The sequence below is a fragment of the Streptomyces sp. NPDC048295 genome, from assembly GCF_040652135.1.
Lineage (GTDB): Bacteria > Actinomycetota > Actinomycetes > Streptomycetales > Streptomycetaceae > Streptomyces.
In genome coordinates this window covers 26,289-40,710 of sequence record NZ_JBEZLL010000027.1, presented here as the reverse complement: position 1 = coordinate 40,710, position 14,422 = coordinate 26,289, and the positions used below count along the sequence as shown (strand labels likewise).

The following is a 14,422-nucleotide window of genomic DNA, read 5'->3' as shown; positions in this document are numbered from 1 at the left end:
CCGTACGGACGGGGCAGGTCAGGCCTGCCCGCCGGTGGACCAGGTGTAGCGGTGTTCCGGGCGGCCGGTCTCGCCGTACCGCAGCGTCAGCCGCACCCTGCCGGTCCTTTCCAGCAGCTTCAGATAGCGCTGGGCGGTCTGCCTGCTCATGCCGGCGCTCTCCGCGATCTCCTGCGCGGAGAGCGGTCCGTCCGCGCTCCGGAGCGCCTGCCTGACCAGTTCCGCCGTGGTCGGTGAGTGCCCCTTGGGCAGATCGGGTTCGCCCGCCGCCCACAAGGCGCCGAAGAGCCTGTCCACCTCGCCCTGTTCGGCCTCGCCGCCGCGTTCCAGGGTGTGACGCAGTGCCGCGTACGCCTCGAGCTTGGTGCGCAGCCCCGCGTACGCGAACGGCTTCACCAGGTACTGGAGTGCGCCGTGGCGCATGGCCTCCTGCACGGTGGCGACGTCGCGCGCCGCCGTGACCATGATCACGTCGGTGTGGTGGCCGAGTCTGCGCAGCTCCCGCACCATGGCCAGGCCGTTGCGTTCGGGCATGTAATGGTCCAGCAACACCAGGTCCACGCGACGGCTCTCGATCGTGGCGAGGGCCTCGGCGGCGGAGTGCGCCTGGGCGGTCACCCGGAATCCCGGCACCCTGGAGACATAGGCCGCGTTGACCTTCGCGACCCGGATGTCGTCGTCCACGACCAGGACCTCGATCACTGAGCTTCTCCCACGGTGCCGCTGTTCGGTTCGGTCACTTCCGGTTCCGCCGCTTCCGGTTGGTTCACTTCCGGTTCCGCCGTGCCCGGTTCCGTCAGTTCCGGGTCGGCAAGGGCTTCCGGCAGGACGACGGTGAACTCGGCGCCGCCGTCCGCGGCCCCGTCGACGGCGACGCTGCCGCCCTGCCGTTCCGCCAGCCGCCGCACCAGCGCGAGGCCCAGGCCGCGCTTGCCGTGCGCCGGGATCTCCTTCGTCGACCAGCCTTCAGTGAAGATGGACTCGCGTTGCGCGTGCGGGACCCCGGGACCGTTGTCGCGGACCCGCAGCACCACCGTACGGCCCTCGGCGCGCAGGCCCACCTCGACGAGGGCGCCGTCCGTCCCGGCGGCCGCGTCCAGCGCGTTGTCCACGAGATTGCCCACGACCGTGACCAGCCCGCGCGGGTCCACCAGCCGGTCCGGGAGCAGCGTCCCCGGCGCCATGCGCAGCGCGGCACCGCGCTCCGCCGCCACGGTCGCCTTGCCGACCAGGAGCGCGGCCAGCAGCGGATCGTGCACCTTCTCGGTGACCTGTTCGGCGGTCGCCCGCTGGACGCCCACGATCTCGGTGACGTACTCCATGGCGTCCTCGTGCATGTCCAGTTCCAGCAGCCCCAGGAGGGTGTGCATCCGGTTGGCGTGCTCGTGGTCCTGGGCCCGCAGCGCGTCGATCAGGCCGCGCGTCGAGTCGAGCTCGCGGCCGAGGTGTTCGAGTTCGGTGCGGTCGCGGAGGGTGGCGACGGCGCCGCCGTCGTCGGTCGGCATCCGGTTGGCGAGCAGGACGCGGGTGCCCTGCACCGTCAGCAGATCGTCGCCGAGCACCCGGCCCGCCAGTACGTCGGCGGTCCGCCCCGCGCCGAGCACGGTGTCCAGCGGGCGCCCCGCGGCGTCCGGACCGAGCCCGAGCAGCCGCTGTGCCTCGTCGTTCAGCAGCCGTATCCTTCCCGTCCGGTCGAGCGCGACGACTCCCTCCCTGATGCCGTGGAGCATCGCCTCGCGCTCCGTCAGCAGCGCGGAGATGTCGGAGAACGCGAGATCGTGGGTCTGCCGCTGGAGGCGCCGGGAGATCAGATAGGCGGCCAGCGCCCCGACGGCGAGCGCGCCGCCCGCGTACGCGAACAGCCCGGGGATCGCCGCGAGGAGCCGGGCGCGGACGCTGTCGTACGCGATTCCCACGGAGACGGCGCCCACGATGTGCTGCGCCTCGTCGCGCAACGGCACCTTCCCGCGGGCCGAGCGGCCGAGCGTCCCGCTGTCGATCTCCATGACATTCCGGCCGGCGAGTGCGTCGCTCGGGTCGGTGGAGACGACCTTGCCGATCTCGTCGGTGTCGGTGTGCGACCAGCGCACCCCGCGCCGGTCCATGACGACGACGTACTCGGCGCCGGTGGCACGCCTGACCCGCTCGGCCGTGGACTGCACGGGGCCGGTGGGGGACGGGCCGGTGGCGAGCAGCTCCTCGGTGAGCTGTGGCTGGGCGGCCGTGCTCTGCGCGATGGCCAGGGCGCGGCGCATCGCCTGGTCGTCGAGCTGGGCGCTGAGGGGCGCCAGGAAGAGGCCGGTGGCGAGCACGGTGACGCCGGTCACGATCGCCAGCTGCATCAGCAGGACCTGGGAGAAGACCCGCTGGGGCCAGCCGAGCCGGCGTGCTCTCCTGGCGGTGGGCGGTGGGGCGCTCATCGTATGAACGGTAAGGGGCATTCCGGTACTTTCCGAAATTCCCCTAGCTCGGCCGGTGCTTGAGCGCGCCCGGGCGGGCCCGCACGGGCACCGGCTGTCCGCCGGGGCGGTTCACTCCGTGGCGGTGGGCAGCGGCTGAGGCGGACGAGGGCCGCCGTACTGGCCGCTGGGGCGCATCCGCAGCGGCCGTTCCCCGTACTCCTCCAGGGCATGGGCGATCCAGCCGGCCGTGCGGGAGACCGCGAACAGCGTCTCGCCGGCCTCCGCGGGCATGCCGCAGGAGACCGAGAGCACGGCCAGCGCCAGGTCGACATTGGCGTGCAGCGGAGCGTGCCGGGCCGTCGTGGTGACCACGTCGCGTGCCGCGGCGAGCGCCCCCGCCGCCTGCGGCATCCGGTCGAGCAGGGCGAACAGCGCCCGCGCCCGCGGATCCTCGGAGGTGTAGAGACGGTTGCCGAGACCGGGCACCGGGCGTCCGGTGCGGAGATGGTCCGCGACCACCGGGGCCGCCGAGCCCCGTTCCAGGACCTCGGCCAGCATCCGGTGCGCCAGCCCGCTCGCCGCCCCGTGCAGCGGGCCCTCCAGGACGCCGAGGCCGGCGGAGACCACCGCGTACGGATGGGCGTGGGCGGACGCGGCGATGCGGGCTGCCAGTGTCGAGGCCGCGAGGTCGTGGTCGATCAGCAGGGCGAGGGCGGCGTCCAGAGCGGCGACCGACGGCTCGTCGGCCGGGCGGGCGGTGAGCTTCGGCCACAGCTGCCGGGCCAGCCGGGCGCCGCTCGTGTCCGGCGCGTCCTCGGCCCCGTCGCCCGCCGCGAGGGGCAGCGCGCCGACCAGGGTCGGAACGAGACTCCGCGCGGCGGCGAGCACCGCCTCGCGCGAGAGGTCGAAACGGAGCGGGTCGGCCGTCGCCGCGGCGACCACCGCCACACGCAGCCGGTCTGTCGAGCCGCTGTGCGCGGGCAGCGCGTCGACTGCCCGTCGCGCCGCGGCCAGCGTCTCGACCGGGGCCGTGAAGCGGATGCCGGGCCGCAGCTCGCCGGTCCAGAGCCACTCGGCGACCTCCTCGTAGGCGTACTGCCGCGCCAGCTCGGTCGCGTCGACACCACGGAAGTAGTAGCGGTCGCCCTCGATCAGTGTGATGCCGGTACGGAAGACCAGATCACCGGTGGCGGGGGAGGGGGGCCTGCGGCCGGTACGCCCGGCCAGCGCGTCGATCTCCGCGGCGTCGAACGTGCTGCCGCGTCCGCCCGGGGCGCGTCTGCTGCTCAGCTGGCCGCGGCTGACGTACGCGTACAGCGTCTCGGGCTTCACCCCGAGACGCTCGGCCGCCTCCCGGGTGCTCAGCCGCTGCGGAGCCGTCGCTTCCGGACTGTCGTCGGGCGCTGCTCGATCCTTCATGACGCCCACCGTATCCATGTTGATTCAATCAATATTGACAGGATTGAAGTCAATCATAGATGGTCGAAATCAATATCGATGAGACCCATCGGGACGCTCACGGAGGAAGAGATGCCGACCATGACCAGCGGAACCCCGCTCGACGTACCCCGAGGCCTCGCGGGCGTCGTCGTCACCGACACGGCACTCGGTGACGTCCGAGGGCGCGAGGGCTTCTACCACTACCGGCAGTACTCGGCGATCGAACTGGCGCAGACCCGCAGCTTCGAGGACGTCTGGTACCTGATGTCCGAAGGCACGCTGCCCGACGCGGCGGCCCGCGCCGAATTCGCCACCCGCACGGCAGCTCTGCGCCGGCTCCCCGCCGAGGTGCGCGAGGCGCTGCCCGCCATAGCGCGGGCGGGATCCGTCTCCGGACCCCTGGCCGGTCTCCGTACCGCCCTCTCGCTCCTCGGCGCCTCGGCCGGCTTCCGGCCGGTGTACGACATCGACGCCGGCCGGCGCCGCGCCGACGCACTGGCCGCCTGCGCCGCCGTCCCCACCGTGCTCACCGCCCTGCACAGGCTCGGCCGGGGCCTCGAACCGGTCGAGCCGCGCGACGACCTGCCCCACGCGGCCAACTACCTCTACATGCTCACCGGCTCCGTGCCGGACGCCGCGCGCGTCAGGGCCGTGGAACAGTACCTGATCTCCACCATCGACCACGGTTTCAACGCCTCGACCTTCACCGGCCGCGTCGTGGCCTCCACCGGCGCCGATGTGGCGGCCTGCCTGGTGGCGGCCGTGGGCGCGCTCTCCGGACCGCTGCACGGCGGAGCGCCCAGCCGCGCACTCGACACCCTGGACGCCATCGGCACCCCCGAGCGCATCGACGGCTGGATCCGCGAACGAGTGCTCGCGGGCGAGCGGATCATGGGTTTCGGGCACCCCGTATACCGCACCGAGGACCCCCGCTCACGGATGCTGCGGGACATCGCCCAGGGCTTCGGCGGCCCGCTCGTCGACTTCGCCGTCGAGGTCGAGCGCCAGGTCGAGGCGATCCTCGCCGAGCTCAAGCCCGGCCGGGAACTGCACACCAACGTGGAGTTCTACGCCGGAGTCGTCATGGAGCTGTGCGGGCTGCCGCGCGAGATGTTCACGCCGACGTTCTGCGCGGCGAGGGTGGTCGGCTGGAGCGCCAATATCCTGGAGCAGGCGGAGGACTCGAAGATCATCCGCCCAGCGGCCCGTTACGTCGGTACACCCCCGCCGCAGCCGGTCCCCATGCCCTGAGGTCCCCGAGAGAGGTCTCCGTTGAACCCGTCGTCCCAGCCCCGCAAGCAGCAGATCCCGGTCATCGTCCTTGCGGGGTTCCTGGGATCGGGCAAGACGACACTGCTCAACCACCTCCTGCGCAACCGCGCCGGAAACCGGATCGGCGTGATCGTCAACGACTTCGGCGCCATCGAGATCGACGCCATGACGGTCTCGGGGCAGGTCGGCTCCACCGTCTCGCTGGGCAACGGCTGTCTGTGCTGCGCGGTCGACGCGAGTGAACTCGACACCTTCCTGGAGACGCTCACCGGGCCCGCCGCCCGTCTCGACGTGATCGTCATCGAGGCCAGCGGACTGGCCGAACCGCAGGAACTCGTCCGTATGCTCCTGGCCAGCGACAATCCGCACATCGTGTACGGGGGACTGGTCGAGGTCGTCGACGCCGCCGAGTTCGACGCCACCCGGGAGCGCCATCCGGAGATCGACCGCCATCTCGCCGTGGCCGACCTCGTCGTACTGAACAAGACCGACCGGGTCGGGAGCGAGGAACGGGCCCGCGTCCGGGACGCCGTCGCCGCGGCGGGGGCGCTCGGCGGCGGGGCGCCGGCCGTCATCGGCGCCACGTACGGACGCGTCGACCCCGAGCTGCTCTTCGACCCGGCGCTGCGGCCGGACGGCGAGGAGAAGACCCGTCAGCTCACCTTCGAGGACCTGCTCCTGGCGGAGCGGGGCGAGGAAGAGGGCGGCGCCGGACACGCCCACCACCTCCACGCCGCCTACGACAGCGTGTCCTTCGCCTCGGACGTGCCCATGAACCCCCGCCGTCTGATGGAGTTCCTCGACTCCCGGCCGCAGGGCCTCTACCGGATCAAGGGATTCGTCGACTTCGGCATGGGCGACCGGACCAACAGGTACGTCCTGCACGCGGTCGGCAGGTTCCTGCGGTTCGATCCGCAGCCCTGGAAGCGCGCCGAGCCGCGCCGGACCCAGCTGGTGCTGATCGGCTCGGGCATCGCCCCTCAGACCCTGCACAAGGAGCTGGCCGACTGCCGCGAGAACACCGCGCCGGGCCCGGACACGGCACAGGACGCCGCACATGAGCGAAGCATGTGGGGCGTCCTGAGGTACGTACAACGGCCCGGCGACGACGCGTAGCCCTTCCGCCACGCGCCGCCCGGCCGAACCGCTACACCGGGCCGGCGATCACGGCGACCGGCTTGGCCAGCGGCGTCCCCGAGCCGTCGCGCCGCGGGTCCGGCTCGGGCAGCTCGCTCGGCGCGCCGTTCTGCTGCGCGGCATGGGCGGGCGTCGCACCCGCCCAGCCGAACACCAGGACGTCCTCTCCCTTGAGGAACCGCTGACAACGCACCCCACCGGTCGCCCGGCCCTTGCGCGGGTACTGGTCGAACGGCGTGAGCTTGCACGTCAGTACCGAGTCGTCGAGCGTGCCGTGCGAGCCCGCGACCGTGAACACCACCGCGTCCACCGCCGGGTCCACCACGGTGAACGAGATCACCTCGGCGTCCGCCGCGAGCTTGATCCCCGCCATGCCGCCGGCGGCCCGGCCCTGCGGCCGCACCTGGGCCGCCGGGTAGCGCAGCAGCTGGGCGTCGGAGGCGATGAAGACCAGATCCTCCTCGCCGGTCCGCAGCTCGGCGGCGCCGACGATCCGGTCACCGTCCTTGAGGGTGATGACCTCCAGCTCTTCCTTGTTGGCCGGGTAGTCCGGCACCACGCGCTTGACGACCCCTTGCAGGGTGCCGATCGCCAGGCCGGGGGAGGCCTCGTCGAGCGTGGTGAGGCAGACGACGGACTCGTCGCTCTCCAGCGTGAGGAACTCGGCGACCATCGCCCCGCCGGACAGACTGGGCGCCGCGTGGGTGTCCGGCAGCTGGGGCAGATCGATCACCGGGAGCCGCAGCAGCCTCCCCCCCGACGTCACCACGCCCACATCGCCGCGGGCCGTCGCCGGCACGGCCGACACGATCACGTCGTGCTTGGAGCGCTTGGCGTCCGCGGCGAGAACGATCGGCTCGTCGTTGGCGGTACGGGCCAGCAGACCGGTCGAGGACAGCAGCACCCGGCACGGGTCGTCCGCGACCTCCAGCGGAACCGAGGCCACCTGCGAACCGGCCGACTCCAGCAGCACCGTACGCCGGTCGGTGCCGAACTTCTTGGCGACCGCCGCCAGCTCGGCGGAGACCAGCTTGCGCAGCTCGGTGTCCGATTCGAGGATCCTGGTCAGCTCGGCGATCTCGCCGCTGAGCCGGTCCCGCTCGCTCTCCAGCTCGATCCGGTCGAACCGGGTGAGCCGGCGCAGCGGGGTGTCCAGGATGTACTGCGTCTGGATCTCGCTCAGCGAGAAGTGCTCGATGAGCCGCTCCTTCGCCTGCGCCGAATTGTCACTGGACCGGATGATCCGGATGACCTCGTCGATGTCGATCAGCGCGACGAGCAGACCCTCGACCAGATGCAGCCGGTCGCGCCGCTTGCTCCGGCGGAACTCGCTGCGCCGGCGCACCACGTCGAAGCGGTGGTCGAGATAGACCTCCAGGAGCTCCTTGAGCCCCAGCGTGAGCGGCTGCCCGTCGACCAGCGCCACATTGTTGATGCCGAAGGACTCCTCCATCGGCGTCAGCTTGTAGAGCTGCTCCAGCACGGCTTCCGGTACGAAGCCGTTCTTCACCTCGATGACCAGGCGCAGGCCGTGCTCGCGGTCGGTCAGGTCCTTCACGTCCGCGATGCCCTGGAGCTTCTTCGCCGAGACCAGGTCCTTGATCTTGGCGATCACCTTCTCCGGGCCCACGGCGAAGGGCAGTTCGGTGACGACCAGACCCTTGCGGCGGGCCGTCACGTTCTCCACCGAGACGGTCGCACGGATCTTGAACGTGCCGCGGCCGCGGGCATACGCGTCCTTGATGCCGCCCAGGCCCACGATGCGGCCACCGGTGGGCAGATCGGGACCCGGCACGAACCGCATCAAGGTTTCCAGGTCCGCGCCCGGATGCTTGATCAGATGGCGGGCGGCGGCGATGACCTCGCCCAGGTTGTGCGGCGGCATGTTGGTCGCCATGCCGACCGCGATCCCGGACGAACCGTTGACCAGGAGGTTCGGGTACGCGGCGGGGAGAACGGTCGGTTCCGTCTCCTGGCCGTCGTAGTTCGACTGGAAATCGACGGTGTCCTCGTCGATCGACTCCGTCATCAGTGACGTCGCGTCGGCCATCCGGCACTCGGTGTACCGCATGGCGGCCGGCGGGTCGTCGTTTCCGAGCGAGCCGAAGTTGCCGTGGCCGTCGACCAGGGGGAGCCGCATCGAGAACGGCTGCGCCAGACGGACCAGCGCGTCGTAGATCGATGCGTCCCCGTGCGGGTGCAACTTACCCATGACCTCGCCGACGACGCGGGCGCACTTCACGAAGCCGCGATCGGGGCGCAGGCCCATCTCGTTCATCTGGTACACGATGCGGCGGTGCACCGGCTTCATGCCGTCGCGGGCGTCGGGCAGGGCCCGCGAGTAGATCACCGAGTACGCGTACTCGAGGAAGGAGCCCTGCATTTCGTCGACGACGTCGATGTCGAGGATCTTCTCCTCGAAGTCGTCCGGCGGCGGGGTCTTCGTGCTGCGGCGGGCCATCGCTGCTGCGACTCCTTCACGGATTCTGTTCGGGCAACCTCAGGTTCTGACGCGGACCATTGTGGACCGCCGCACTGACATCGCCGACCTCGACCCGTCCCAAGGGGTGTTCCCGACCCCGGACGGGGCGCTTTTCCGGCCCGTCGCGCGGGGGATGCGCCCCCCTTTCACGCGAACTTCCGCGGTATGGGAACTTCGCCAGGTGTCCGTGCGCTTGCTTAAGGTGGCAGGTCTCGCAGGAAATCCAGTATCGCGATCGAAGGGACGTACATGCCCATGGGTCACACGGCCACCGCTCAGGCCGGCTCCGGCGGCTTGACAGCGACCGAGCACCGCCTGGCCAACGGCCTGCGCGTGGTGCTCTCCGAGGACCATCTGACCCCGGTCGCCGCGGTCTGCCTCTGGTACGACGTCGGTTCGCGCCACGAGGTCGAGGGGCGCACCGGTCTGGCCCACCTCTTCGAGCACCTGATGTTCCAGGGGTCCGGCCAGGTCAAGGGGAACGGCCACTTCGAGCTGGTGCAGGGGGCCGGCGGTTCGCTCAACGGGACCACCAGCTTCGAGCGCACCAACTACTTCGAGACCATGCCCACGCACCAGCTGGAGCTGGCCCTGTGGCTCGAAGCCGACCGCATGGGCTCGCTGCTCGCCGCGCTCGACGAGGAGTCGATGGAGAACCAGCGCGACGTCGTCAAGAACGAGCGCCGCCAGCGTTACGACAACGTCCCCTACGGCACGGCGTTCGAGAAGCTGACGGCACTGGCCTACCCCGAGGGCCACCCCTACCACCACACCCCGATCGGCTCGATGGCCGACCTGGACGCCGCGACCCTCGAGGACGCCCGCACCTTCTTCCGTACGTACTACGCGCCCAACAACGCGGTGCTCTCGGTCGTCGGCGACATCGACCCCGAGCAGACCCTCGCCTGGGTCGAGAAGTACTTCGGCTCCATCCCCTCCCACGACGGCAAGCAGCCGCCGCGCGACGGCTCGCTCCCGGAGATCATCGGCGAGCAGCTGCGCGAGGAGGTGCGCGAGGAGGTCCCGGCGCGGGCACTGATGGCCGCCTACCGGCTGCCGCACGACGGCACCCGCGAGTGCGACGCGGCGGACCTCGCGCTGACCGTGCTCGGCGGCGGCGAGTCGTCGCGGCTGCACAACCGCCTGGTCCGCCGTGACCGTACGGCCGTGGCGGCCGGGTTCGGGCTGCTGCGGCTGGCCGGTGCGCCCTCGCTGGGCTGGCTGGACGTCAAGACGTCCGGCGGCGTCGAGGTGCCGCAGATCGAGGCCGCGGTCGACGAGGAGCTCGCCCGGTTCGCCGCCGAGGGTCCCACGCCCGAGGAAATGGAGCGCGCGCAGGCCCAGTTGGAGCGCGAATGGCTGGACCGGCTCGGTACGGTCGCCGGCCGCGCCGACGAACTGTGCCGGTTCGCCGTGCTGTTCGGCGACCCGCAGCTGGCCCTGACCGCCGTGCAGCGGGTGCTCGACGTCACTGCGGAGGAGGTCCAGGCGGCCGCCAAGGCCCAGCTGCACCCCGACAACCGGGCGGTGCTGGTCTACGAGCCGGTCGAATCGGCCGAGCCCGCAGACACCGACGCCGACGACACCGACGCGCACGAAGGAGCGGGCAAGTGACCGACGCTGCCGCGACTGGAGTTTCGATGCAGTACCACCCGCAGCCGGCCCCCGGCGTGGCCCGGCCCTGGGCCTTCCCCGCGCCGGAGCGGGGTGCCCTGCCCAACGGCCTCACGGTGCTGCGCTGCCACCGCCCCGGCCAGCAGGTCGTGGCGGTCGAGATCTTCCTCGACGCCCCGCTGGACGCCGAGCCCGAGGGCCTCGACGGTGTGGCCACGATCATGTCGCGGGCGCTGTCCGAGGGCACCGACAAGCACACCGCCGAGGAGTTCGCCGCCGAGCTGGAGCGCTGCGGCGCCACCCTCGACGCGCACGCCGACCACCCCGGCGTCCGGGTCTCCCTGGAGGTCCCGGCCTCCCGGCTGGCCAAGGCGCTCGCGCTGGTCGCCGAGGCGCTGCGGGCGCCGGCCTTCGCCGACAGCGAGATCGAGCGGCTGGTGCGCAACCGGCTCGACGAGATCCCGCACGAGCAGGCCAACCCGGCCCGCCGCGCCGCCAAGCAGCTCTCCAAGGAACTCTTCCCGGCCTCGGCGCGGATGTCGCGCCCGCGTCAGGGCACCGAGGAGACGGTGGAGCGGATCGACTCGGCGGCCGTGCGCGCCTTCTTCGACGCCCACGTCCGGCCGTCCGCGGCGACCGCCGTGGTCGTCGGCGACCTCACCGGGATCGACCTGGACGCCCTGCTCGCCGACACCCTCGGCGACTGGTCGGGAGAGGCCGCCGAGCCGCGTCCCGCCCCGCCGATCACCGCCGACGACACCGGCCGGGTGGTGATCGTCGACCGTCCGGGCGCGGTGCAGACGCAGCTGCTCATCGGCCGGATCGGCGCCGACCGGCACGACAGCGTGTGGCCGGCCCAGGTGCTCGGCACGTACTGCCTGGGCGGCACGCTCACCTCCCGCCTCGACCGGGTGCTGCGCGAGGAGAAGGGTTACACCTACGGCGTACGGGCCTTCGCCCAGGTGCTGCGGTCCTCGGCCCCGGACTCCGCATCGGGCGCGACCGGCGCCGCGATGATGGCCATCAGCGGCTCGGTCGACACGGAGTCCACCGAGCCCGCGCTCAAGGACCTGTGGACGGTTCTGCGGACGCTGGCGGCCGAGGGCCTGACCGACGAGGAGCGCGAGACGGCGGTGCAGAACCTCGTGGGGGTCGCGCCGCTGAAGTTCGAGACGGCGGCCTCCGTCGCGGGCACCCTCGCCGACCAGGTCGAGCAGCACCTCCCCGACGACTACCAGGCGCACCTGTACGCCCGGCTCGCGGAGACCGGCACGGTCGAGGCGACCGCGGCCGTCGTCAACGCCTTCCCGGGTGACCGGCTGGTGACGATCCTGGTCGGCGACGCGGCACGGATCGAGGAGCCCGTCCGGGCCCTGGGCATCGGAGAGGTGTCGGTGGTCACCGGCTGACGACCGGCACCGTCCGACGGGCATTGCCCGATCGGAGCGATCCGACACACCGCCCCGCACCGAGGTAACGAGCGTATCGCCTCACATCTGGACAAAAGGGAAGGTCTCAGCGAGCAGGATCTCGCTGAGACCTTCCCTTTTGTCCGTTCTGGTACGGAGGTTGCCTGTCTGCCCTGTGGGATGCGCTACAAAACGGCCTGTCCGTTTGGTGAATGAAAGTGGCCCCGCTTAGCGTCGGCTCGGCTGTCCGTCACTCGTATGCCGCATCCGCGACGTACCGGGCAGTCATCGCCGAGTCCCCGTCAGGCGCGAGCCCGGGGAGCCGGGGACCCACGCAGTCCCTGGGGTGAATCGGATGCCTGAGCCCGGATGGGGCCGGGGCGTCCGTAGGAGACCTTCCTGCTCCGAACCCGTCAGCTAACCCGGTAGGCGAGAAGGAAGGAAAGGATCAGCCACTTCATGGCGTTCACCCGTGCCACCGGGAAGCACCGTGCCCCGAGCCGACTGACGCGCACGAGCGCGAAGGCGGTCGGTGTCGCGGCTCTGGCCACCACCGGCGTCGTCGGCGGCCTGGCCGCTCCCGCCCTTGCCGCGGACTCCGTGAGCGACACCGGCCTCGGCCAGGTCATCGCCATCGACAAGACCCTCGCCGACCGGATCGACGCCCAGGCCGACGCGCAGCAGCACCAGGCCGACGCGGCGGCGAAGGCGAAGGCGGAGGCCCGGCGGAAGGCCGAGGCCGAGAAGAAGGCCGAAGCGAAGGCCAAGGCGGACGCCGAGCGTGCCGCCGAGGCCCGTGCCGAGAAGGCGCGCGCCGCCCGGTCCGCCGAGCGCGCCCGGCTCGGCGCCTTCCAGCTCCCGGTCGCCGGTTCGTACGTCACCACCGGTTACAAGTCCAGCGGCTCGCTCTGGTCCTCCGGCAGCCACTCCGGCATCGACTTCCACGCCGCCTCCGGCAGCTCCGTGGTCGCCGTCGGCGCCGGTACGGTCGTCGAGGCCGGCTGGGGCGGCGCGTACGGCAACAACATCGTGCTCCGGATGACGGACGGCACGTACACCCAGTACGGCCACCTCTCCTCGATCGGCGTCTCCGTCGGCCAGAGCGTCGGTGCGGGCCAGCGGATCGGCCTCTCCGGCTCGACCGGCAACTCCACCGGGCCGCACCTCCACTTCGAGGCCCGGACGACACCGTCGTACGGCTCCGACATGGACCCGGTCGCGTATCTGCGCGCCCACGGCGTCAACGTCTGACCGACGCACCGTCGCAGCACCCCGTCGAAGGCCCCGGCAGCATGCCGGGGCCTTCGACGTACCCGCCGGGCGGCCATGGGCGACGGCCGTCCGGCGGACCGCCCCGTGACCAAAAGATATTCATGAATTTCCGCCCGGCATCGGAAATGCGGCCGCATTGCAATAGAGTCACGGAACAGGCGTCGGCCGGCCGCGATTCGCGGGGATTGAGGCGGAGGTTCGGACATGCGCATTCCAGCGCATTCGGTATGCACGGCAATCCGCGACGACATCGTCTCCGGTGTCTTCGAATGCGGCAGCCGTCTCACGGAGGAGTTGCTGGCCCGCCGTTACGGGGTCTCCCGTGTCCCGGTGCGGGAGGCGCTGCGCACCCTGGAGTCCGAGGGCTTCGTGGTCACCCGCCGGCACGCCGGCGCCTGCGTCGCAGAGCCCACCGAACTGGAGGCGGCCGACCTCCTGGAGGTCAGGACGCTGCTGGAGCCGCTGGGCGCCGCTCGCGCCGCGCAACGCCGCACCGAGGCCCACCTCAAGGTGCTGCGCGGCCTCGTGCGGCTCGGCCAGGACCGGGCCAGGCGGGGCGAGAGCGAGGACCTGCGCCCACTGGGCGACTGGTTCCACGAGACGCTGGCGCAGGCCTCCGGCAGCCCCGGCCTGATCGCGCTGCTCACCCAGCTGCGGCACAAGACCGCGTGGATGTACGCGGTCGACCGGCCCGCCCGCCCGGTGGATTCCTGGGCCGAGCACGGGGCCATCGTGGACGCGGTGGCACGCGGCGACGCGGAGCGGGCCAGGGCGCTGGCCGCCCATCACGCGGAGCGGGCCGCGGCCGCGCACCGCCTGCGTCGCACCGACCGGCCGGGCCGGCCGCCCGCCGCTCCCCGCGCGGGCCGGGTGAGGGCCTCGCAACATCCCGTAAACACCGCGGGAATCCGGAATTAATAATCGCCCCGTATACAAAGAGGTGCGATTTCGAGGGGTTGTATTCCGCCCTGCCTCGCATCGGCATGCGGTAATTTGGCTTGTTCGCGCGCCGGAATTCCGCACGCCGTCCGGGAGTCCTGTTCCGGGAAAAGAAAGAGCCGCGGCTCCGGTTCAGGGTGCCGCGGCGCTCTCGGGAAAAATGTTTTAGACGGTCTCCGGGAGCTCCTCGAGCCCCTCGGCGACCAGCTTCGCCAGACGGTCCAGGGCGGCCTCGGAGTCGTCGGCCTCGGAGGCGAGCACGATCTCCTCGCCACCCTGGGCGCCGAGGCCGAGGACCGCGAGCATGGAGGCGGCGTTCACCGGGTTGCCGTCGGCCTTGGAGATCGTCACGGGGACGCCGGAGGCCGTGGCGGCACGGACGAAGATGGAAGCGGGACGGGCGTGCAGGCCCTCGGCCCAACCGACGTTGACGCGGCGCTCAGCCATGGTTCTGC

The 14,422-nt window shown here is 71.6% G+C and carries 11 protein-coding genes and 1 riboswitch; of the genes, 6 read left to right on the top strand and 5 right to left on the bottom strand.

The features are described 5' to 3' along the window. Positions 1-18: 18 nt before the first annotated feature. From AB0D53_RS31890 to AB0D53_RS31880, 3 genes are all read right to left on the bottom strand, one after another. A complete protein-coding gene (locus AB0D53_RS31890) occupies positions 19-702 on the bottom strand; it encodes a response regulator (RefSeq protein WP_362452614.1) in 684 nt (227 codons plus the stop codon). Further along, positions 699-2,420 carry a sensor histidine kinase gene (locus AB0D53_RS31885; protein ID WP_362452612.1) on the bottom strand — a complete coding sequence of 574 codons (1,722 nt, stop codon included), beginning with the start codon at positions 2,418-2,420 and terminating at the stop codon, positions 699-701. Before AB0D53_RS31885 ends, AB0D53_RS31890 begins: the two co-directional genes overlap by 4 nt. Positions 2,421-2,531: 111 nt before the next feature. Beyond that, positions 2,532-3,821, bottom strand: a complete 1,290-nt coding sequence (locus AB0D53_RS31880) for a citrate/2-methylcitrate synthase (RefSeq protein ID WP_362452611.1) — start codon at positions 3,819-3,821, stop codon at positions 2,532-2,534. Between the two features lie 120 nt (positions 3,822-3,941). On the opposite strand from AB0D53_RS31880, the gene AB0D53_RS31875 reads away from it, so the two are divergent. Both AB0D53_RS31875 and AB0D53_RS31870 read left to right on the top strand, forming a co-directional pair. Beyond that, positions 3,942-5,093 carry a citrate synthase/methylcitrate synthase gene (locus AB0D53_RS31875; protein WP_329819347.1) on the top strand — a complete coding sequence of 384 codons (1,152 nt, stop codon included), beginning with the start codon at positions 3,942-3,944 and terminating at the stop codon, positions 5,091-5,093. 21 nt (positions 5,094-5,114) lie between these two features. Next, on the top strand, positions 5,115-6,230 hold the full coding sequence (locus AB0D53_RS31870) for a GTP-binding protein (protein WP_362452610.1): 1,116 nt from the start codon (positions 5,115-5,117) through the stop codon (positions 6,228-6,230). Between the two features lie 31 nt (positions 6,231-6,261). On the opposite strand, the gene AB0D53_RS31865 is transcribed toward AB0D53_RS31870, so the two are convergent. Further along, positions 6,262-8,712, bottom strand: a complete 2,451-nt coding sequence (locus AB0D53_RS31865; RefSeq protein WP_362452609.1) for a DNA topoisomerase IV subunit A — start codon at positions 8,710-8,712, stop codon at positions 6,262-6,264. 270 nt (positions 8,713-8,982) lie between these two features. On the opposite strand from AB0D53_RS31865, the gene AB0D53_RS31860 reads away from it, so the two are divergent. The 4 genes from AB0D53_RS31860 to AB0D53_RS31845 all read left to right on the top strand — a co-directional run bounded on the left by AB0D53_RS31860 (position 8,983) and on the right by AB0D53_RS31845 (position 13,946). Then, positions 8,983-10,347, top strand: coding sequence for a pitrilysin family protein (locus AB0D53_RS31860; RefSeq protein ID WP_362452608.1), 1,365 nt, complete (start codon positions 8,983-8,985; stop codon positions 10,345-10,347). Between the two features lie 26 nt (positions 10,348-10,373). After that, on the top strand, positions 10,374-11,756 hold the full coding sequence (locus AB0D53_RS31855) for a pitrilysin family protein (RefSeq protein WP_362452714.1): 1,383 nt from the start codon (positions 10,374-10,376) through the stop codon (positions 11,754-11,756). Positions 11,757-12,035: 279 nt separating this feature from the next. Then, positions 12,036-12,202, top strand: a riboswitch (cyclic di-AMP (ydaO/yuaA leader). Between the two features lie 13 nt (positions 12,203-12,215). Next, positions 12,216-13,007 carry a M23 family metallopeptidase gene (locus AB0D53_RS31850; protein ID WP_362452607.1) on the top strand — a complete coding sequence of 264 codons (792 nt, stop codon included), beginning with the start codon at positions 12,216-12,218 and terminating at the stop codon, positions 13,005-13,007. A 225-nt stretch (positions 13,008-13,232) separates the two neighbouring features. Beyond that, positions 13,233-13,946: a GntR family transcriptional regulator gene (locus tag AB0D53_RS31845; RefSeq protein WP_362452606.1), complete on the top strand. Its 714-nt coding sequence runs from the start codon at positions 13,233-13,235 to the stop codon at positions 13,944-13,946. 186 nt (positions 13,947-14,132) lie between these two features. On the opposite strand, the gene AB0D53_RS31840 is transcribed toward AB0D53_RS31845, so the two are convergent. Then, positions 14,133-14,414 (bottom strand): HPr family phosphocarrier protein, encoded by a 282-nt coding sequence (locus AB0D53_RS31840; RefSeq protein ID WP_329819353.1) that lies wholly within the window; start codon positions 14,412-14,414, stop codon positions 14,133-14,135. Positions 14,415-14,422 lie beyond the last annotated feature (8 nt).

What these genes read in the sequence shown, in the direction of transcription:
- AB0D53_RS31885 (WP_362452612.1), bottom strand. Translation starts at nt 2,420, where the DNA reads ATGAGCGCCCCACCGCCCACCGCCAGGAGAGCACGCCGGCTCGGCTGG.
- AB0D53_RS31880 (WP_362452611.1), bottom strand. Translation starts at nt 3,821, where the DNA reads ATGAAGGATCGAGCAGCGCCCGACGACAGTCCGGAAGCGACGGCTCCG.
- AB0D53_RS31875 (WP_329819347.1), top strand. Translation starts at nt 3,942, where the DNA reads ATGACCAGCGGAACCCCGCTCGACGTACCCCGAGGCCTCGCGGGCGTC.
- AB0D53_RS31865 (WP_362452609.1), bottom strand. Translation starts at nt 8,712, where the DNA reads ATGGCCCGCCGCAGCACGAAGACCCCGCCGCCGGACGACTTCGAGGAG.
- AB0D53_RS31860 (WP_362452608.1), top strand. Translation starts at nt 8,983, where the DNA reads ATGCCCATGGGTCACACGGCCACCGCTCAGGCCGGCTCCGGCGGCTTG.
- AB0D53_RS31855 (WP_362452714.1), top strand. Translation starts at nt 10,374, where the DNA reads ATGCAGTACCACCCGCAGCCGGCCCCCGGCGTGGCCCGGCCCTGGGCC.
- AB0D53_RS31850 (WP_362452607.1), top strand. Translation starts at nt 12,216, where the DNA reads ATGGCGTTCACCCGTGCCACCGGGAAGCACCGTGCCCCGAGCCGACTG.
- AB0D53_RS31845 (WP_362452606.1), top strand. Translation starts at nt 13,233, where the DNA reads ATGCGCATTCCAGCGCATTCGGTATGCACGGCAATCCGCGACGACATC.
- AB0D53_RS31840 (WP_329819353.1), bottom strand. Translation starts at nt 14,414, where the DNA reads ATGGCTGAGCGCCGCGTCAACGTCGGTTGGGCCGAGGGCCTGCACGCC.